Below are 18,539 nucleotides of genomic sequence, written 5' to 3' on the forward strand. Positions count from 1 at the left end.
GCCATGGATCCCCACATATCGTTATACTATAACATAAAATCTAGCCATCCAGCCCCTGAAGAAAGCGCGCGACGGCATCTTCCAGCTTCTTGCGCTCCAACGCCGAGAAGTCAGCGTCACCGCGCAACTCCAGCCGCCCTTGCGAAGCCGTACACTTGATCGGACCAAGCGCGCTTTGCACTTGGAACGTTGTCCGCGCGGGCCGCGCGGTCGCTGGCTTGCGCGTTGAACGGTTCCCCGCGGGGAACCGCTTTTCAGACTCGGCGTCTGCTTCACAGAACTGTCGCAGCAACTCAAGCTCCTGTTCCGCGGTGCGCGCACCGTTTCCAATCAGAAGGGCCTCGAGTTCATGCAAGCTTTCCGGTTCGTCCTCGAGCTTTTTGCGCAAGCTCAAGCCAAGCGCGCGCGGGATCGCGTTAGGGTGCTCCAGTCGCGGGCCAACCATCGCAAGCATCTTTGCAAAAGCGCGGATATAACTGCGCTTCTGCTTGCCGGCCGAGCCGAAGAGCGTCTGCACAGCCTCGTCCAGCGAGGTCGCCGATGTCTCCACGTCGTCGGCATACGCCTGCGCCAGCGCAGCCATCTCCGCGAAGCTGACATCGGACCGGATCAGGTTCTCATCCACCATCCGGCGATACAGCGTGTCGAGGGTTTCGCCCTGCTCCATCACGACAGCCGGGATCTCCGCATATCCGCCGCCGGGCGTGCTCTCGTCTAGACGGCGATAGGCCGACAAGCGCCGCAAGCCCTGCACCAGCTCAAACCCGTCATCCGACCGCTCGACTTGGATCGGATTTGACAAACCGATCGCGCGGATACTGTCGCACAGTTCCTGCAGGCCCTCGGGATCAACCTCCCGCCGGTCGCGGGTCAACTTGCTCGTGCGGATACTGTCCAGCGGAACCCGCTGCATGACAAGCCCCTGCCCCTTTAGCCGCACGAATTCATGAGCAAGCGCGTCGTTCTCGTCCCGGATTGCTTTCTCGGCCTCGGCACGTGCACGCAATGAATCCGCATTTTCTCGCACAGCGCTGGCCATCGGCCCCCTGCGCACGTCCGTGATGGGTTCGGGCTGAGGCGCTGCCGCCTCCTCGGGCATCTCGATGTCGAACATCCTGCGCTTGCGGCTCATGCCTTGTCCTCCATCTCATCCCACGCCTTGATCAACGTCTCGCGAAACTCGCCATAGGCTCGGTCGAATGTTGCCCTCGCTCGCCGCCAGGTCTCACGAGTCATGTTGCGGTAGTCGATTTCATAGACCGAACTGAGGAAACGTCCGGACTGTTCCACTGCACGTGTCAGCTCGATCGGGTGCTCCGCCAGGCGGTCGCCGAACACCTTTCCGAACGCATCATACATCGCGCGATGCAGGTCGTTGCCAGGTTCAAAACGGGTCAGAAGAAAGCGCACATCCAGAAACGCTTTTGGGGATCCGGCGTTCCCCGCGGGGAACGACACCTGGCTGAACCCGGCGTCCAGATCTTCCAAAGCCTCGCTCAACTGGCCGATGAAACTGGTGGTGCTGTCATACTCCCAGTAGCCAGGACCAGACGGAACATAGAGTACGTCCGCCGCAAAGACGGCGTTCATTGACTGATAGCCAATCGCAGGCGGACAGTCGAAAATGATCAAGTCATAGCTGTCGTCGGGAATCTGGTCGAGATAGCGAGCGACCGCCGCGAAGAAGGACCAATCAGGATTTAGGTGCCGATACTGCGCCGACGCGAATTCAACGAAGGCCGCATTGGCACAAGACGGAATGATATCGATGGTCGGCCAGCTCGTCGCCTGAATGAAATCCGCGACGCGAAGATCCTCCAGACCCATGTCCCGAACCGACGCGGGCAGACGCCTCTGGGGCAGGGCGGTTCCACTGGCAGCACCGGTTACTGCACTGTTCATCCGGTCCGTCTCCCGGATAAGATCACGCGCCATGATGCCCCAGACGGTGTGATCCTCGCTCACATCGCTCAGCCCCATGGAATGGCTCAGGGTCGCTTGCGGATCGAAATCCACACACAGAACACGGTAGCCATCCAGCGCCGCAGCGTGGGCGAAGTGCAGCGCTACCGTAGACTTGCCGGCCCCGCCCTTGAAGTTGGCGATTGCAGCACGGATTGCGCGCTTGCCCTGTGGCCTGGGCGGAAGCAGCGTCTTGCGGTTAATCTTCATACGACGGCGCAACTCGTTGATCTCCTCAAGAGAGAACCAACGCTGACGGCCATCCTCCTCAACCTCGCCGGCAGGCAGGCTGGGATCCGCCGCCAGCCTCCCGCGGAACGTCGACTGGTTGACCCTGAATATCAGTTCCGACACCTCCCATGAGGAAAACCGGCGCAGTGTCTTCTCCAGTTCCGGTGAATAGGTCTGCCTGCGGATCCAACCCTGAAGCTTCAGCGATTGTGCCTGCAGCGCCTGCAAGTCCTGATAGGTGTACATCGTGCCTCACTAGACGTTATTTCTGCTCTTCTCCTGAAATACGCCGATTAGACAAAATAGGCAAAAGGGAATATCGTTACTTTCATCGGAATGCGATATTTCCGCAAAGTCCTATGTCGGCACGAGTTTCTGCCGAATCAGTTATCTCCGTTGATGCCGCCACGAGATAGAGTGGCATAGCCGAAAGAGGGGACAAAATACCTGCTCCTCGGCATAAAGGGGGGACAGGAATGACGACAAGGGGGACAAACTGAGTGTCCCCCATTACCAATGAACCCAATTTTTAATTCCATTTCTGGATCGATCTGCCCTGTTCCGCTATCGAGGATTGACTCATCAAAGTTTTGGACGTTAAATCCAGAAACAATCGGAAAAGCGTCCTAAGCAACAAGGGCGCAGGGGTAACAGCCCCAAGAGGCAGAGCAGGAGCAGGCCAATGCTGGCCACGCGACCATTAAGGCAGGGTTCTGCCTCCAAGAAGTACGACGTGTTGACGGCTCTCGGCGTCCATGCATGTGCGGGAAGTAAATTCCAGCAACGGCTTATCCTACGGTTCATGACCGCGATCACGGCCAGATACAATTGGCAGCGCGACGAACTGACGATGGGTAGAACGGAACTCGCTCGCCTGTGGCAAGTCGACGAACGCACAGTGAAACGGGAGCTGGCCAAATTGAAGGCATGCGGCTGGTTATGCGTGAAACGGCCGGCGGCGCGGGGCAGGGTGACAGCCTATTCCATCGACTGGGACCGCATCCTGTCAGATACCCGCCCCTGCTGGGACTATGTGGGGTCTGACTTCACAACCAGACTGTCCACACTGGCGGGTGCGGCTCAACCGGCCGACCAGCCGGACCGTACTGTCATTGCTTTTCCGGCAGCCGCTTCTCCAAGCGACACCGAATGGGACCATGCTCTCGCGCTTCTGCACCGCGCGGACCCCGCCTTTCACGCCAATTGGTTGGCCAGCGTCCAGCGCCGGGCTCTCAGCCAAGGCATCCTTGAACTCGAAGCGCCAACCGCGTTCCAGGCCGAATACCTCAACACTCATGCAGGGGCCCGGATCACTCGCGCGGTCCAAACCTTCGCGCCACAGGTTCACAGGGTGATCGTTCGTCCGGCATAAGCTGCAGCAGTGGTGTGCAAAAGTTATCAATAACGCTCACAAAGTTTCGAACGTATGAGAACTGCGATGAAAGGAAACACAATGGCCACAACCCCGATCGCCCTTGTTACCGGCGCCGCTCATGGCATCGGCCAAGCATGTGCCGCTGTGTTGCACAGGCAGGGAATGGACGTGGTGCTTGCCGATATCGATACAGATGCAGCTACAGCAGCAGCGCAGGCGCTTGGTGATCGAGCACGGTCCGTGACCTGCGACATGGCAGACCCCGAGCAGATCGCCGCCCTGTTCAAGGATATCGATGCGCAGGACGGCACACTTGTGGCTTTGGTCAACAACGCGGGCATGGTGCGCCCGGCCGATTTTCTCGACATGACACTGGAAGACTTCCGAACGGTCCTGGACGTGAACCTCGTCGGCGCCTTCCTTGCAACGCAGCATGCGGGACGCATGATGGTGCGCGACGGCGTGCGCGGTGCCATCGTCAACATGACGTCGATCAACGCGCAGGTCGCAATCCCGACAATCGCCTCGTACTGCGTGTCCAAAGGGGGAATGGCGCAACTGACCAAGGCAGCCGCCTTGGCGCTGGCGCCCCACGGGATCCGGGTCAATGCCGTCGGTCCAGGGTCCATCGACACGGCGATGGTCGCAAGCGTGAATGCGGATCCCGCGGCGATGGCGAAGGTGATGTCGCGTACGCCATTGGGGCGGCTCGGTCGGGCCGAGGACGTGGCTGAAACCGTCGCTTTCCTCGTGGGGGAGGGGGCTGCCTACATCACCGGCGAGACGATCTATGTGGACGGCGGTCGTCTTGCGCTGAACTATACCTGCTAGGCGCGTCCGGTCATGCCGTGCTTGCCTCGGCTGCGCTCAACTCGTCCGAAAGTCGCCGCTGTTCTTCGGCACGTGGCGGACTAAATCGCGCCAGCAGAAGGTAGGCGACCGGCGTCAGATACAGCGTCGAAAGTGTCGCAAGACCAAGCCCCCCGACGATCACCCAGCCAAGCGCCTCGCGCGCCTCCGCACCTGCACCGGATGACAGGATCAACGGCACTCCGCCCAGCACAGTGGATGTCATCGTCATCATCACCGGCCGCAGCCGGATGGTCGATGCGTCCAGGATCGCTGAATGCACATCCGCGCCCCTGTCGCGTAACTGATTGGCGAACTCCACGATCAGGATACCGTTCTTCGCCATGATGCCGATCAGCATCACGAGGCCGATCTGGGAATAAACGTTAAGGCTCAGCCCCGTGAAGGCCAGCGCGAAAACCGCGCAGGCAAGCCCCAGCGGCACCGTCGCCATGACCACGATAGCCGATATGAAGCTTTCGAACTGTGCCGCCAGAACGAGCAGCACGACGACGATTGCGAAGCCGAACGTGACCACAAGCCCCGATGCCGTCTCGTCCAGCGTCGCGGCTTCGGCCAGCGGGATGATGCGGTTGTTCTCCTGCAGGATCGGCGCGGCCAGTTGCTCGACCTCGGCCAGAGCGTCCCCAAGCGCCATCTGCGGTGTCAGCCCGGCTGAGATTTCGACCGAACGGGACTGGTTCTCGCGGTCCAGTTCCGGGGCGACTGCGCGTTCCTCCAGCGTGACGAAGGTTGACATCGGGACCATCCCGCCACCACCGGTCTGCACGAAAATGTTCTGCAGATCGCCAGGGTCGTTGATCGGATCCGTTGTGGACAGGAGCTGGATATCATAACTGGTATCATCGATGAACACCGACCCGACCGACCGGCCGTCAAGAAGCGCACGCAGCGCCGCCCCAAGCCCGGTGATATCGATCCCTAGATCCGAAGCCCGCGTACGGTCGATCTGGACGAAGAGCTGCGGCTGTGTGGTCTCGTATTCAAGCTGCACCCGTCCGAAATCCGGGTTCTCGCGCATCCGTTCCACCAACGCTTCGGACATGTCCGCCAACTGGTCGTAATTGTCTCCGGTGATGGCGAAGGACAGGCCGCGTCCCGCGCCGCGGATGCCCAGCGAATTGGGCTGGATCACGAAGGCCCGGACCCCGATCACGTCGCCAAGCCGGGCATAGATGTCGCCGACGATCTGCTGCTGGCTGCGCTCCCGCGCGGACCAGTCAGACAAGGTCATAACCATGAAGCCGCGGTTGTCGGCCCGGAATCCGGATATGTTGAAAACGTTGGTGATCTCGCCGCTGTCCCGCAGCGGCTGGATCGCCGCCTCGATCTCGGACATCTTGGCATTTGTGTACTCCAGCGACACACCCTGCGGCGCAGTGACGGACATCAGCGCAACGGCCCGGTCCTCGGACGGCGTCAGTTCCTGCCGAATCGTGCCCAGCACGAACACCGCCGTCAGCGCGAACAGGGCGGCGGCCAGCACGATGACCACCGGCATCGCCAGCGCGCCGCGAAGACTGGCGGCATAAAGCGCACCCAGATGCGTCCCGAGCCAGGCCAGCGGTCCCCGCCCGTCGGTGTCAGGATCAGCGGTCAGAAGGCGGCTGGCCAGCACCGGGCAAAGCGTCAGCGCCACGACAGAAGACAGCATCACCGCGATCGCAAGCGTGAAGCCGAACTCGCGAAAAAGCCCTCCGGCCTGGCCGGGCAGGAACGATAGCGGGATGAACACGGCTGCCAGTGTCGCCGTAGTGGTGACCACCGCGAAGAACACCTGCCGCGTGCCCAGAACGGCCGCCGCGCGGGGGCCAACGCCGTCGGCCCGGCGCCGCACGATGTTCTCCAGCACGACGATGGCGTCGTCCACCACCATGCCCGTCGCCAGCACCAGAGCCAGGAGCGTCAGGATGTTGACCGAGAAGCCGACTAGATAGATCGCGGCCAGCGTGCCCACCAGCGCCACGGGCATCGTCAGCGCCGGGATCATCGTGGCGCGCGCATCGCGCAGGAAAATGAAGATGACGACGACCACGATGGCGATGGCAAGGCCAAGCGTTTTCAGGACTTCCTCAATGGATCCGTTGATGAACACCGCGTCATCCGAGGTAACGAAGATGTTCACATCGTCGGGCAGGGTCTGTTGCAGGCTGTCCACCGTGGCGCGTACAGCGGCCGATATCTCGAGTGTATTCGACGTGGACTGGCGGATGATGCCCAGCCCCAGCCCGGTCTGGCCGTTCGCGCGCAACACGGTCTCGTTTGGCGCGGGGCCAAGCGAAACTGCTGCCACGTCGCCCACGATCACGTCATCGCTCAGGCGCAACCGTTCGAAAGCTTCGGGGTTGTTCAACGCCGCCGTGGTGCGCACGTTGATCGACTGGCGGTCGCCCGACAGGTCCCCGGCCGGCGCGTCGAACGCCACGTCTTGCAACGCGCGCCCCAGGTCGGCCAGCGTCAGCCCGCGGCTTGCCAGTTCCTTCTGGTCGATATCGACCCGGAAGATCGGGTCTCGGTCGCCATAGATCTGCAGGTCGGCCACGCCGGGGATCGACAGAAGCCGGTCCTCGACCCGGTCGGCGACCAATTGGGTCAACTCCTGCGGCGATCGGCTTGCCGCTGTGACGGCGATGCGCACCACCGGCTGGCTGTCCGCGTCGGCCTTCACGACTTCCGGGTCTTCGGCGTCCTCGGGCAAGTCGGCGGCGATCCGCGCAACTGCATCGCGCGTATCGGTCGCGGCCACGTCTATGTTCACGCTGTCGTCGAATTCCAGAACCACGCGGCTGCGTCCGAAGCGCGAGTTCGACGCGATGGACTTGATCCCCGCGACCCGGCCCACGGCGCCCTCGATCCGGCCGGTGACTTCTTGATCCACGGTCTCGGGCGCGGCGCCGGGAAACTGCGTCGTCACGGTGATCACGGGGCGATCCACATTCGGCAACTCGCGGATTTCCACCCCGAAAAGGCTGGCCAGCCCGGCGATGATGATCAGCGCGGATAGCACGAAGGCAAGGATGGGCCGCGATACGAACAGCGCGACCCCGCCGCCGGGCGTGGTGACCGGACGGTCCGGGGTTTCCGTGCCGGAAGAATCGGGAGCGGCGTCATTGCCTGCTATGTCCGACATCGGTCGCTCCTAAAGCTGGCGGCGGCCGGTCGTGGCCGCGCTCTGGTTGTCGGACTGATCGGCGGGGGCACCCTCTATGGTCACCTGCGCGCCGGGCCGCAGCGTCTGCAGTCCTTCCGTCACGACCTGCTCGCCGGGTTCCAGCGCGCCCTCCACCAGCACGCTGTCGGTGTTCCGCTGGCGTATGGTGATCGGCACACGCGCCACGGCACCGTCGCGCACGGCCCAGACGAACGATCCGTCGCGTGACCATTGCACCGCCAGCGGGTCAACAGCGGGCATCACGTCGCCCGCGTATTCCAGCGCGACCGAGAAGGCCATGCCGCTGCGCAGCATATCCGCGGCATTGTCCAGTCGGCCTTGCACCCGCAGCGTCCGGCTGGCCCGGTCGACCACCGTATCGATCGCACTGATTTCGCCAGTCAGCGTCGTGCCGGGCATCGCCAGCGGCGTGACCTGCATCGGCTGGCCCGTCGCCAGTTGCCCGATCACCCGTTCGGGAACCCGGAAATCGATCAGGATGCCGGAGCGGTCGGTGATCGTCGCCAGCGCGTCCTGCGCCGTAACCCGCTGCCCGACCTCAAGGTCGATCAGGCCGACCCAGCCTGCGATGGGCGCGCGGACCGTGCGCTGGTCCAGATCGTAGTCGGCCTGGGCCAGTTCCAGTTCCGCCGTGCGCAGGGCCAGTTCCGCCTCCTGTCGCCGGACCGATGTCACCGCCCCTGTATCAGCCAGTTGCGACAGCCGGTCGAGATCGGCCTGCGCGTCGTCCCGCATGATCCGCGCGCGATCGAGAGCGATGCGCTCGGCCCGGTCGTCCAACCGCGCGATTACCGTTTCGGCCCCGATTTTCTCTCCGGAGGCGACGCCCACCTCGATGATCCGCCCGCTGGTTTCCGCGCGCACGGTCACCATGCGCAGGGCCTGTCCGTCGCCGATGGATGTGATCCGGTCGGCCAGCGCGCGATGCTCCACCGTGGCGGTGACGACCCGCGTTGCGTCGCCTCCGCGTTGGCCCCGCCTGTCCTGCGCCGCCTCCTGCGCGGGTGCCTCCATGCCCAGAAGGTCCAGCAGGCCCGCTCTGTCCAGAACGGCGGTGGCCGAAGGAACATAGGCGATCCATCCCGCGACGGTGGCAGCGATCAGGGCAAGGGCAAGGGCCAGCTGTTTGAGCAGAGTCATGGGCGGGTCCGATCGGTGTTAGGGCGGCAAAACGCCTTTGCCACAAGAACCTAGGACCGATCGATCCGCGATACACACATTATTGCGTGATCGGTGCGGCCTTCGCTGCCAGATAAGCGCGCCAGCCGCCGAATGTTCCTATGTCGGTGGCCCCGTCGGTCGCTGCCGCTTCGCACAGGAACCCTGGCACGCTGCTGCCATCCTCCAGCCGCACCGGTCCAAGGCCAAGCGGCGCCGGGATCTCCGCCAGCAGGCCGCCGATGGCGGATTTTGGCAAAGCCCAGACCTCCACCGCGATGCTCTGGCCCCCTTCGCCAAGCCGCACCAGTCCCGGCCGTTCGGGCGGGCCGCCCGGCAGCGCGTAGAACCCGTAGTCCTCCGATGTCCGGGTCGCGGCAAGGAACCGCCCGGCGCGACCGGTCAGCTGGCCGTTCAGTGGCAGGCCCGACATGTGCGCGCCGCACACCGCCAGCGCGATCTCGTCTGCGCCGGGTTGCGCAACCGGGGCAGGGGGTGGGGTGCCAGTCGCCAGCGCCTCGATCCGCAACGCTTCGGCGGCCAGCCGCCCGTCGCTGCCCGCCGGGCCGATCAGCGTGACCGATCCGGGTCGTCCATCGGCGCGCGGCGCGGCGGGCACCGCGATCGCGGCCAGGTCCATCAGGTTCACGAAATTGGTGTAGGTGCCAAGGTTGGAGTTGGGCGTGACCGGGTCGGCTTCGAGATCCGCCACGGTGTAGAAGGTCGGGATCGTCGGCACGCACAGCATGTCGCAGCCTGCCAGGACAGGCGCGCAGGCTGCGCGCAGCTCGGCCAGCCGGTAGAAGCCGCGGAAAGCATCGGTCGCGCTGAGGGTTTCGGCATTGCCGACGATCCCGCGCGTGACCGGCAGGATCGCGTCCGGGTCCTCGCGCATCAGCGCTTCGATAACGCTGTGCCGTTCGGCCACCCACGCGCCGTCATAGAGCATCCGGGCCACGTCGTAGAACGGGGTGAAATCGATCTCCGTCACGATGGCCCCGGCATCCTTCAGCGCGGCGACGGTCGCGGCGAAGGCATCGCGCTGCACCGTATCGCCCAGAAAGACGATACTGGTGGCGTCGGGGATCGCGATGCGCGGGGCGGGCAAAGGCGCGGGCAAGGGCGGTGCCGGGACGGGTCGGGAATAGGCGTCGGCGGGATCGACGCCCGCCGCCACGGTGAAGACGGCATGGGCGTCCGCGACATAGCGGGCGAAGATCGACACGGTGTCGAGCGTTCTGCAGGCCGGAACCACACCGCTTGCCGACAGCGCGCCAAGAGTGGGTTTCAGCCCGGTGATGCCGTTCAGCGCAGCGGGCACGCGGCCTGACCCTGCGGTGTCGGTGCCAAGCGCGAAGGGCACGATGCCGTGCCCGACGATCACGCCAGACCCGCCCGAGGACCCGCCCGGCACGATGTCGGGGTCGAGCGCGTTGCGCGGCGCGCCGTAGGGGGTGCGCACCCCCACGAGGCCGGTGGCGAACTGGTCGAGATTGGTCTTGCCCAAGGGGATCGCGCCAGCCGCGCGCAGGCGGGCCACGACGAAGGCATCGGCCTTCGGCGCATAGCTCCAGGCCGGGCAGGCGGCGGAGGTTGGCATTCCGGCCACGTCGATATTGTCCTTCACCGCGAAGGGAACGCCCCAGAGCGGCAGATCCGGGTCGAACGGTCCCAGCGCGTCTGCGGCCTCCATAAGGTCGGCCTCCGGCGGCAGGTGGATGAAGATGCCTGGATCTCCCACATCGGCCAGGCGCGCAAGGCATTCGGCCATCACCGCCCGCGCCGTGACCCCGCGCGCATAGGCGTTGCGCAGGGCTGTCAGGGTAAAGGGCAGGTCCGCGAGCGGGCGGTTCTGGGCGTCTTTCATGATGCGGTCTTCTCTTGCTTGGCGGTCATTCGGCGGCGCGGTCGGGCGCTTGCGGCGATCTGGGGGCGGAAGGCGGCTTCGGCGCGGCCCCAAGCAGCGCGCGGGTATAGGGATGCGCGGGCGCATCCATCACCTGCGCGGCTGGTCCGGCTTCCACGATCTCGCCGCCCTGCATAACGATCACCTCGTCGCACAGAAGCCGCACGACGTTCAGATCGTGACTCACGAATAGGTAGCTCATGCCGAGCCGGGTGCGCAGGTCCGCCAGCAGGTTCAGCACCACCGCCTGGATCGACACGTCAAGCGCGGCGGTCGGTTCGTCGAGGATCAGCAGGCGCGGATCGGTGGCGATCGCGCGCGCAATGCCGACGCGCGCCTTCTGCCCGCCCGACAACTGGTGCGGAAAACGGTCCAGCAGTCCTGCGGGCAGGCCGGTCATCGCGGCCAGTTCCTCCACCCGCGCGCGCCGCGCGGCGCCGTCCAGTGTGGTCAGCCGACGCAGCGGTTCGCCGATCGTGTCGCGCGCAGTGTGGCGCGGGTTAAGGCTGTCGGTCGCGTCCTGGAACACCATCTGGATCGCGCCGCGCAGCGGATTGCGCGCGAAGCGATCGGCGGGGATCGCGCCGATATCCTGCCCGTCGAACAGAATGCGCCCCGCGCTCGGGTCCAGCAGCCGTACCAGCATGGATGAGGTCGTGGATTTGCCGCAGCCCGATTCGCCCACCAGACCGACACTCGCGCCCTGCCGGATGGTGAAATCGATGCCTTTGACCGCATGCACCGGGCCGGACTTGCCCGTATAGGTCTTGGTCAGCCCCTGCACCTCCAGCAGCGGAGTGTTTGAGACGGCGTGTGGCACCAGCGGTGTGCGCGCCTCGGCAGGCAACAGCGCGCGCAGATCGGCACCGGGACGGGGCGTCGCGTCCACCAGCCGGGCGGTATAGGGATGACGCGGGCGCGCGAATACGTCCGCCGCCGCGCCCGTCTCCACGATCTCGCCGTCCTTCATCACCGCCAACCGGTCGCAATATTCCGCCGCGAGGCCAAGGTCATGGGTGATCAGGATCGACGACATGCCGCGCGCACGAATGAGGTCGCGGGTAAGATCCATCACCGCCTTCTGCGTCGTGATGTCGAGTCCGGTCGTCGGTTCGTCGGCGATCAGCAGCTTGGGATCGCAGGCTAGCGCGATGGCGATCACGACCCGCTGGCACATCCCGCCCGACAACTCGAAGGGGTAGGCGTCATAGCGCGCCTCGGGATCGTTGATGCGCACATCCGCCAGCGCCTTGATCGCCTTCGCGCGTGCGTCCTGGCGGCTGGCGCGGCCATGCTGGCGCAGCACGTCCTCGATCTGATGGCCGACCTTGCGGATCGGGTTCAGTGCCGCGCGCGGGTTCTGGAAGATCATCGAGATTTCGCGCCCGCGGATGTCGCGCATGCCCCGTTCCGACGCTGCGCGCAGGTCGATCCCGCCATAGGTCACGCCGCCCGTGCGGATCGTTCCGCCCGCATCGAGGATGCGCAGCAGCGCGTAGGATGTCACGGACTTGCCCGACCCCGACTCGCCCACGATACCCAGCGTCTCGCCCCGAGCCAGCGCGAAGCTGATCCCGCGCACCGCTTTCACCTCGCCCCGACGGGTGCGGAAACTGACGGCAAGGTCGTTCACGGACAGCAGCTTTGGGGCCATGTCAGGTCCTCCGGCGGGGGTCGACAAGGTCGCGCAGACCGTCACCCATCAGGTTGAAGGTGAAAACCGCCAGCATCAGCCACAAGCCGGGGAACAGTGCGACCCACCACTGGCCCGAGACGATGAAATTCGCGCCCTCGGCCACCATGATGCCCCATTCCGGCGTTGGCGGGCGCACGCCGAGCCCGATGAAGGACAGCCCCGCCGCGTTCAGGATCGCCCAGCCGAGGTTTAGAGAGACCTGCACCATCATCGGCGGCAGCGCATTGGGGAAAATGTGGAATGCGACCACCCGCAGGTGCGAATTGCCCGCCAGCCGAGCAGCCTGCGCAAAGCCAGCCTCGCGGCGAATGTTGACCTCGGCCCGCACGAGGCGCGCGTAGAACGGGATGTTGATGATCGCCGTGGCATAGATGATGTTTTCGACAGTGTTTCCAAGCGCGGCCACGATGCCCATCGCCAGCACGAACAGTGGAAAGGCCATGATCGTGTCGAAGATGCGGTTCAGCACCACGTCCCACCAGCCGCCCCAATAGCCGGCGACGGCGCCCAGCACCGCGCCGATCACGAAGGACAGCGCGACTGCAGCGACCGAGATGGTCAGGTCCAGCCGCGTCGCCACGATCACCCGGCTGAACACGTCGCGGCCAAGGCTGTCGGTGCCGAACCAGTGGTCAAAGCTTGGAGGTTGCAGCGCACGGGCGGCGTTGGTCGCCAGCGGGTCGTGCGGCACGAGGTAAGGACCGATCAGCGCCGACAGCACGAAGAAGGCGCACAGCGCGAAGGCGATCAGGGTCACCGGATTGTCCCGCAGCACGTAGACGAGATGTGCGCGCGCCGAATTGGAGTGCGAGGGGGCGGGTGCGTCGGTCATTTGCCCGCGAACCCGATGCGCGGATCGATCAGCGCGTAGCTGAGGTCGATCAGCAGGTTGAGGATCACGAACAGCACGGCCATCGCCAGAACGAAGCCCTGGACCGCCGCGTAGTCGGACGCCACCAGCGCCTCCACCGCATAGGATCCGATGCCGGGCCAGGCGAAGACCTTCTCCACCAGCACGTTCGCGCCCAGCACGAAGGAAAACACCATGCCCAGTGTCGTGACGACGGGCAGCAGCGCGTTGCGGAAGGCATAGCCGTAGAGCACCTTGCGTGGCGTCAGCCCTGCGGCCCGCGCGGTGCGGATGTAATCCGACGAAAGCGCGGTCAGCATTGCCGCGCGGGTCATGCGGGCGATCGGGGCAAGGGTGAACAGGGCCAGCGTCGCGGCGGGCAGCGCCAGTTGGCGCAGGGCGGCGAAAAATGTCTCAGCGTCGCCTGCAAGCAAGCTGTCGATCAGGTAGAACCCGGTGACCTGCGGTGGTGGCAGGTAGATGAAATCAAGCCGCCCCAAGGGCGAGGGCGCCCAACCCAAAAGGTAGTAGAACACGTAGATCAGAAGAACGCCGGTGAAGAAGGTCGGCAGCGAGACGCCCGCCGTGACCAGCACCCGGCACAGGTGATCAACCCAAGAACCTTGCCGTACCGCCGCCCACACGCCCAGTGGCACCGCGATGAGGCAGGACAGCAGCAGCGCGCTCAGCGTCAGTTCCAGTGAGGCCGGCAGCCGCTCCGCAAGGTCGGTCAGCACTGGCCGCCCGGTTCCCACCGACCGGCCGAGATCGCCCCGAAACAGATCGCCCACGTAGATCGCGAACTGTTCGGGCAGCGATTTGTCGAGGCCTAGTTTCACGCGCGTCGCCTCGATTGACTCCGCGTCGGCCATCACGCCTGCGAAATAGGCCGCCGGGTCGCCGGGCAGGGCGCGGGTCAGCAGGAAGCTGATCAGCACAACCCCGAACAGCACCGGCAGGGTCTGCGCGATGCGCAGACCCAGGGCGACGGCGCGGCCCCTCATGTGCTGGCGCGGGTCAGCGGGCGGGCGTCAAGCTGCCGGTGGAACCAGAATTCGTAGCCCGCCGCGCCGTTCATCGCCACGTTCAGCGCGGGCTGGTAGAGCGGGATGCGCGGCAGGTCTTCGATCGCGATCTCGAACATCCGCTTGAGCTTGGGCGCATAGTCGGGATGGTCTGTCGGCATGTGCAGCGTTTCGTTGGTCAGCGTCTCGACCTCCTCGTTGTAGTAGTTCGAGGAATTGAACAGCCGGTCCTTCTGGTAGGCCCAGAAGAAGTAGTAGTCGGGTGTGTCCAGCCAGCCGCCGAAATTCTCCAGGTGCATCGGCAGGGTCTTTTCCACAAGCGCGGCGGTGCGCCAGTTGGCGCCGGGGATCTTCTCCAGCGTCACGGCGATGCCCAGCGGCGCCAGCGCCTCCTGGATCAGAAGCGCTGTCGGCTCCATCCAGCTTGCAAGACCTAGGCTGATGGAAAGCGGGACCTCGAACCCGTCCGGAAAACCGGAAGCGGCCATGTGTTCCTTAGCCTTGTCGATGTCGGTGGCATATGGGAACGCACGCGGCCAGGCGATGTCGGAGATTTCCGTCTCTCCGCCCCACAGCGGCTTGCCCCGCCCGTAGGCCGCCGTCTGGAAGATCGCCTCGTAGGGGATCGCATAGGCGATGGCCTTGCGCACGTCAGGGTCGCGGAATGGCTCGAAGATGGTGTTCAACGCGACGCAATGGATGCAGTTGGCGATGGGCGTGGAATGGACCGTCAATTCGTCCGCCAGTTCGGCGGCGTCGCGGTCGGGGATGCCGAACGACATCTGCACGTCTCCCCGTTCGATCAACGCGCGGCGCGTGGCCTGGCTGGGCACTTCGCGGACGATCACGCGCTGCACGGCGGGCAGGGGGCCTCCGGTCCAGTCATCGTTGCGTTCATAGACAAGCTGCTGGCCCTGATCCCAGCGCGCGACCTTGAAGGCGCCCGACCCGGCCGGGGTCGTATGCAGGTATTCCATCGCCCACGGGTCGTCCTCGGTCGCGTTGGCGATGGCCACCTTCGAATTGATCACGAAAGGCACCGGCACGGCAAGGTCGGGCAGCGCCAGTTTGGACGGGAAGTCCAGCGTGATCTGGAAGCGGCCATCCTCCAGCGCGGCGAACTGCTCGGGCCGGTTCAGCCCGCCAGCCTTCATCTGCACGGTCGGGAAGCCGCCGACCGATACCGCCCGGTCGAAGGACCATTTCACATCCTCGGCCGTCACCGGCGTGCCGTCCCAGAATTTCGCCTCTGGCTTGATCGTGAAAGTGATCGTCAGCCCGTCGTCGGAAATTTCCCAGCTTTCGGCAAGCTCGGGTTCCAGAACGGAATAGTCGAAGGACATTTCGCCCGACGGCATCTGCTTGCGCCCGAAGGTCACCAGCCTGTCATAACAGTTCACCGCCACTTGGTAGCTCGCCCGGTTCGTGCCGACCCTGTGCAGATCGAGGCTGTTGATCGTCTCGCCCGACACTACGACCAGCGTTTCGCTGGCCTGCGCGCTGGCGGGCAGGACCTTCAGGAATGGCAGCAGGGCTGCGCTGGCGGCCCCAGTCTTCAGAAAAGTGCGGCGGGTGGGAGATGTCATTGGCGGCTCCATGTCAGGAAAGGGCGGTCGTGCGCGACCTGTCGTTGCCCTCAGCATGGCGCTATCCGTGCTGTTCCGGAAATGCTATTATTTCAACAGACCGGTGCACGCCATGCACCGCAAGGGGGCGCGATGCGGCATCTGGAAACCTTTCGCCTGATCGCGGCGGTGGCGCGCGCCGGATCGATCCGCAAGGCGGCGGAGGATGCCAACATCACCGCCTCGGCGCTGAACCGCCGCATCGCGCGGTTCGAGGACGAGTTCGGTGCGCCGATCTTCGAACGCCTGTCACGCGGCGTGCGGCTGAACCCGGCCGGAGAGCTTGTACTGCAGCATTTTCGCGCCCAGCAATCCGACCTGCAGCGCCTGCAAAGCCAGGTCGCCGACTTGTCGGGCATCCGGCGCGGTCACGTCGCCATTGCATGCAGTCAGGCGCTGCTGCCGTATTTCCTGCCGCGCCAGATCGCGCTCTATCGTCGGGCGCATCCGGGGGTCACCTTCAGTGTCAACGTGCGCGACCGTGAGCAGGCGGAACAGGATCTTGCCGGGTTCGCAAGCGATCTCGCGCTGGTGTTCGAACCTGTGCATCTCGTGGATTTCGAAGTGCTGCACGCGGTGCCGCAGCCCGTCTGCGCGGTGCTGGCCGAAGGCCATCCGCTGGCGCACAAGGCTGAATTGCGGCTGCGGGACTGCCTCGATCAACCGCATACCGCGCCCTCTCTGCAATACGGGGTGCGCGCGCTGCTGGACGCAGCGGCCAAGCGCACCGGGCGGCGGGTGGCACCGGTACTGGAAACCGAATCCTTCGAACTGATCCGGCACTATGTGCTGCACGAGGCGTTGGTAGGCTTCCAGATCGGCATCGGGCTGGAGCCGGGCCACGGCATCGTCGCACGCCCCATCGCGACCCGGGACGTGCCGCCCGGCCACCTGCTTCTAGGGCAGATGAAGGGGCGGGCGCTGCCCGTGGCTTCGGCGCGGTTCGCCCAGCAGATCGCCACCTCGCTGGAGGCGGGACAGGCGGCCGCCGCCGCTCAGGCTTCGTAATAGGCGAACATCTGTTCCAGCGCGTCAGGCGCTTCGGCGTCGCGTGCGGGAAGGGCGGCGGGCGCAGCGTGATCGGGTCGGAAATACGCCTGCGCTTCCAGCGCGTCCGCGACGGCGGGCGCGTTGGCGGTCCGGCGCAGGGCAGTGAAGTCGGGAGTGGTGAGGGTCATGGCAACATCCTTTCAGGCCACCCAGTTAGGCCCCGTCACGGCCTGCCGCACCCGCCAAAAGGGCAAGCCCGCCATACGCAATGTGCATGCCGCCGCATACCGCCACGGCATCTGCGCGGAACCCACGCGCCGTGCCGATCGCCTCTAGGCCGCCGCGCCACCAGCCGCTAGAAAAAGGGCGAACCCTATCGGAGCTTGCCATGATCCTTTCGCGCAGAACCGTCACACTCGGCCTTGCCGCCTGCGGGCTGACCGCCTGCACCGGCGGCGTCACGCGCGGCACACCGGCGGCGGCGATGCAGCCGGTGGACAACCCGGCCTTCGATGCGTGGCTGTCGGGCTTTCGCGGCCGCGCCCGCGCGCAAGGCATCTCGAACGCGGTGCTGGACCGGGCGCTGCCCGGAGCGGGCTACCTGCCGGGCGTGATCGAACGCGACCGCAACCAGGTGGAATTCACCCGGTCACTGGAAGATTACCTCGCCATCGCCGCCTCGGACACGCGTGTCTCGGACGGGCGCGCGGGTCTGGCGCGGCAATCCGCGTCGCTGGCTGCGATCGAACAGCGCTTCGGCGTCGAGCGCGCCGTGGTCACCGCCGTCTGGGGCCTTGAAAGCAGCTACGGCACGCGGCGCGGCGACATCCCGGTCGTGTCGTCGACCGCGACGCTGGCCCATGACGGGCGACGCGGGGCTTTCTTCGAAAGCCAGCTGGTTGCGGCGCTGAAGATCCTGCAGGCGGGCGATACCACCCCTGAACGGATGGTCGGAAGCTGGGCTGGCGCGATGGGCCACACCCAGTTCATTCCGACCTCGTATCTCGCCTTCGCGGTGGATTTCACCGGCGACGGGCGGCGCGACATCTGGTCGGACGATCCGACCGATGCACTCGCCTCCACTGCCGCGTATCTTGACCGGTCCGGCTGGACACGCGGGCAGCCCTGGGGGGTCGAAGTGCGTCTTCCGTCAGGCTTCGGCGGCCCGTTCGGGCGCGGCAGCACCCGCAGCCCGGCTCAATGGGCTGTGATGGGAGTGCGCGACATGGACGGCAACGTGGTGCCAGATCACGGCCCGGCCTCAATCCTCATCCCGTCCGGCGCGTCCGGGCCGGCCTTTATGGTGTTCCGCAATTTCACGGTCATCACGCGCTACAACAACTCGGAAAGCTACGTCATCGGCATCGGCCACCTGTCCGACCGGATCGCGGGCGGCCCGCCGATCCGGGGAACTTTCCCGCCCGACGCGCAGGGCTTCACGATCGAGGACCGCCGCGCGCTGCAGCGCCGACTCACCGCCGCCGGATACGACACCGGCGGCACAGACGGTGTGATCGGGCCGAACACGCGCGCGGCTATCTCGTCCTATCAGCAAGCGGCGGGATTGCCCGTGACCGGCGTCCATTCGCGCGCGTTGCTGGATCGGCTTGGCGGCTAAAGCCCCATCTTTCAAGGCGTTGCCCGATCCTGACTCGCGTTTTGTCGGGATCGGACATAAT

Annotated in this window: 14 protein-coding genes; 4 read left to right on the forward strand and 10 right to left on the reverse strand. The window is 65.3% G+C overall.

Going from position 1 to position 18,539, the window contains the following annotated elements; genetic code table 11:
- Positions 1 to 40: 40 nt before the first annotated feature.
- Together DKT77_RS10940 and DKT77_RS10945 are read right to left on the reverse strand one after the other, a co-directional pair.
- Entirely contained in the window at positions 41 to 1,132 is a 1,092-nt protein-coding gene (locus tag DKT77_RS10940; protein ID WP_109811734.1) for a ParB/RepB/Spo0J family partition protein, read from the reverse strand.
- Complete coding sequence (locus DKT77_RS10945; RefSeq protein WP_109811735.1) at positions 1,129 to 2,439, reverse strand: AAA family ATPase; 1,311 nt, start codon at positions 2,437 to 2,439, stop codon at positions 1,129 to 1,131. The genes DKT77_RS10940 and DKT77_RS10945 overlap by 4 nt, the downstream gene beginning before the upstream one ends.
- Before the next feature lie 436 nt (positions 2,440 to 2,875).
- Between DKT77_RS10945 and DKT77_RS10950 the strand changes: the two genes are divergently transcribed.
- Together DKT77_RS10950 and DKT77_RS10955 are read left to right on the forward strand one after the other, a co-directional pair.
- Positions 2,876 to 3,565 (forward strand): hypothetical protein, encoded by a 690-nt coding sequence (locus DKT77_RS10950; RefSeq protein ID WP_109811736.1) that lies wholly within the window; start codon positions 2,876 to 2,878, stop codon positions 3,563 to 3,565.
- Between the two features lie 81 nt (positions 3,566 to 3,646).
- A complete protein-coding gene (locus DKT77_RS10955) occupies positions 3,647 to 4,399 on the forward strand; it encodes an SDR family NAD(P)-dependent oxidoreductase (protein WP_109811737.1) in 753 nt (250 codons plus the stop codon).
- Between the two features lie 10 nt (positions 4,400 to 4,409).
- On the opposite strand, the gene DKT77_RS10960 is transcribed toward DKT77_RS10955, so the two are convergent.
- The 7 genes from DKT77_RS10960 to DKT77_RS10990 all read right to left on the reverse strand — a co-directional run bounded on the left by DKT77_RS10960 (position 4,410) and on the right by DKT77_RS10990 (position 15,831).
- The gene (locus tag DKT77_RS10960; protein WP_109811738.1) at positions 4,410 to 7,568 is read right to left on the reverse strand and encodes an efflux RND transporter permease subunit; all 3,159 of its coding nucleotides are present in this window, start codon (positions 7,566 to 7,568) and stop codon (positions 4,410 to 4,412) included.
- A 9-nt stretch (positions 7,569 to 7,577) separates the two neighbouring features.
- A complete protein-coding gene (locus tag DKT77_RS10965) occupies positions 7,578 to 8,750 on the reverse strand; it encodes an efflux RND transporter periplasmic adaptor subunit (protein ID WP_109811739.1) in 1,173 nt (390 codons plus the stop codon).
- Positions 8,751 to 8,829: 79 nt separating this feature from the next.
- Positions 8,830 to 10,635 carry an allophanate hydrolase gene (atzF, locus tag DKT77_RS10970; protein ID WP_109811740.1) on the reverse strand — a complete coding sequence of 602 codons (1,806 nt, stop codon included), beginning with the start codon at positions 10,633 to 10,635 and terminating at the stop codon, positions 8,830 to 8,832.
- A 25-nt stretch (positions 10,636 to 10,660) separates the two neighbouring features.
- A complete protein-coding gene (locus tag DKT77_RS10975; RefSeq protein WP_238547814.1) occupies positions 10,661 to 12,328 on the reverse strand; it encodes a dipeptide ABC transporter ATP-binding protein in 1,668 nt (555 codons plus the stop codon).
- Between the two features lies 1 nt (position 12,329).
- Positions 12,330 to 13,202 (reverse strand): ABC transporter permease, encoded by an 873-nt coding sequence (locus DKT77_RS10980; protein ID WP_109811741.1) that lies wholly within the window; start codon positions 13,200 to 13,202, stop codon positions 12,330 to 12,332.
- The gene (locus DKT77_RS10985) at positions 13,199 to 14,224 is read right to left on the reverse strand and encodes an ABC transporter permease (protein ID WP_109811742.1); all 1,026 of its coding nucleotides are present in this window, start codon (positions 14,222 to 14,224) and stop codon (positions 13,199 to 13,201) included. Before DKT77_RS10985 ends, DKT77_RS10980 begins: the two co-directional genes overlap by 4 nt.
- A complete protein-coding gene (locus DKT77_RS10990) occupies positions 14,221 to 15,831 on the reverse strand; it encodes an ABC transporter substrate-binding protein (protein WP_109811743.1) in 1,611 nt (536 codons plus the stop codon). Before DKT77_RS10990 ends, DKT77_RS10985 begins: the two co-directional genes overlap by 4 nt.
- Before the next feature lie 132 nt (positions 15,832 to 15,963).
- On the opposite strand from DKT77_RS10990, the gene DKT77_RS10995 reads away from it, so the two are divergent.
- Positions 15,964 to 16,878: a LysR family transcriptional regulator gene (locus tag DKT77_RS10995; protein WP_109811744.1), complete on the forward strand. Its 915-nt coding sequence runs from the start codon at positions 15,964 to 15,966 to the stop codon at positions 16,876 to 16,878.
- Here the strand turns inward: DKT77_RS10995 and DKT77_RS11000 are convergent.
- Positions 16,866 to 17,048, reverse strand: coding sequence for a hypothetical protein (locus DKT77_RS11000; protein ID WP_109811745.1), 183 nt, complete (start codon positions 17,046 to 17,048; stop codon positions 16,866 to 16,868). The two genes, DKT77_RS10995 and DKT77_RS11000, sit on opposite strands and share 13 nt — an antisense overlap.
- 200 nt (positions 17,049 to 17,248) lie before the next feature.
- On the opposite strand from DKT77_RS11000, the gene DKT77_RS11005 reads away from it, so the two are divergent.
- Complete coding sequence (locus DKT77_RS11005; RefSeq protein WP_109811746.1) at positions 17,249 to 18,478, forward strand: lytic murein transglycosylase; 1,230 nt, start codon at positions 17,249 to 17,251, stop codon at positions 18,476 to 18,478.
- Positions 18,479 to 18,539 lie beyond the last annotated feature (61 nt).

The organism is Meridianimarinicoccus roseus (assembly GCF_003172915.1).
Taxonomy (GTDB): domain Bacteria; phylum Pseudomonadota; class Alphaproteobacteria; order Rhodobacterales; family Rhodobacteraceae; genus Meridianimarinicoccus; species Meridianimarinicoccus roseus.

What these genes read in the sequence shown, in the direction of transcription:
- DKT77_RS10990 (WP_109811743.1), bottom strand. Translation starts at nt 15,831, where the DNA reads ATGACATCTCCCACCCGCCGCACTTTTCTGAAGACTGGGGCCGCCAGC.
- DKT77_RS10965 (WP_109811739.1), bottom strand. Translation starts at nt 8,750, where the DNA reads ATGACTCTGCTCAAACAGCTGGCCCTTGCCCTTGCCCTGATCGCTGCC.
- DKT77_RS11005 (WP_109811746.1), top strand. Translation starts at nt 17,249, where the DNA reads ATGATCCTTTCGCGCAGAACCGTCACACTCGGCCTTGCCGCCTGCGGG.
- atzF (WP_109811740.1), bottom strand. Translation starts at nt 10,635, where the DNA reads ATGAAAGACGCCCAGAACCGCCCGCTCGCGGACCTGCCCTTTACCCTG.
- DKT77_RS10995 (WP_109811744.1), top strand. Translation starts at nt 15,964, where the DNA reads ATGCGGCATCTGGAAACCTTTCGCCTGATCGCGGCGGTGGCGCGCGCC.
- DKT77_RS11000 (WP_109811745.1), bottom strand. Translation starts at nt 17,048, where the DNA reads ATGACCCTCACCACTCCCGACTTCACTGCCCTGCGCCGGACCGCCAAC.
- DKT77_RS10950 (WP_109811736.1), top strand. Translation starts at nt 2,876, where the DNA reads ATGCTGGCCACGCGACCATTAAGGCAGGGTTCTGCCTCCAAGAAGTAC.
- DKT77_RS10960 (WP_109811738.1), bottom strand. Translation starts at nt 7,568, where the DNA reads ATGTCGGACATAGCAGGCAATGACGCCGCTCCCGATTCTTCCGGCACG.
- DKT77_RS10975 (WP_238547814.1), bottom strand. Translation starts at nt 12,328, where the DNA reads ATGGCCCCAAAGCTGCTGTCCGTGAACGACCTTGCCGTCAGTTTCCGC.
- DKT77_RS10985 (WP_109811742.1), bottom strand. Translation starts at nt 14,224, where the DNA reads ATGAGGGGCCGCGCCGTCGCCCTGGGTCTGCGCATCGCGCAGACCCTG.
- DKT77_RS10945 (WP_109811735.1), bottom strand. Translation starts at nt 2,439, where the DNA reads ATGTACACCTATCAGGACTTGCAGGCGCTGCAGGCACAATCGCTGAAG.
- DKT77_RS10980 (WP_109811741.1), bottom strand. Translation starts at nt 13,202, where the DNA reads ATGACCGACGCACCCGCCCCCTCGCACTCCAATTCGGCGCGCGCACAT.
- DKT77_RS10955 (WP_109811737.1), top strand. Translation starts at nt 3,647, where the DNA reads ATGGCCACAACCCCGATCGCCCTTGTTACCGGCGCCGCTCATGGCATC.
- DKT77_RS10940 (WP_109811734.1), bottom strand. Translation starts at nt 1,132, where the DNA reads ATGAGCCGCAAGCGCAGGATGTTCGACATCGAGATGCCCGAGGAGGCG.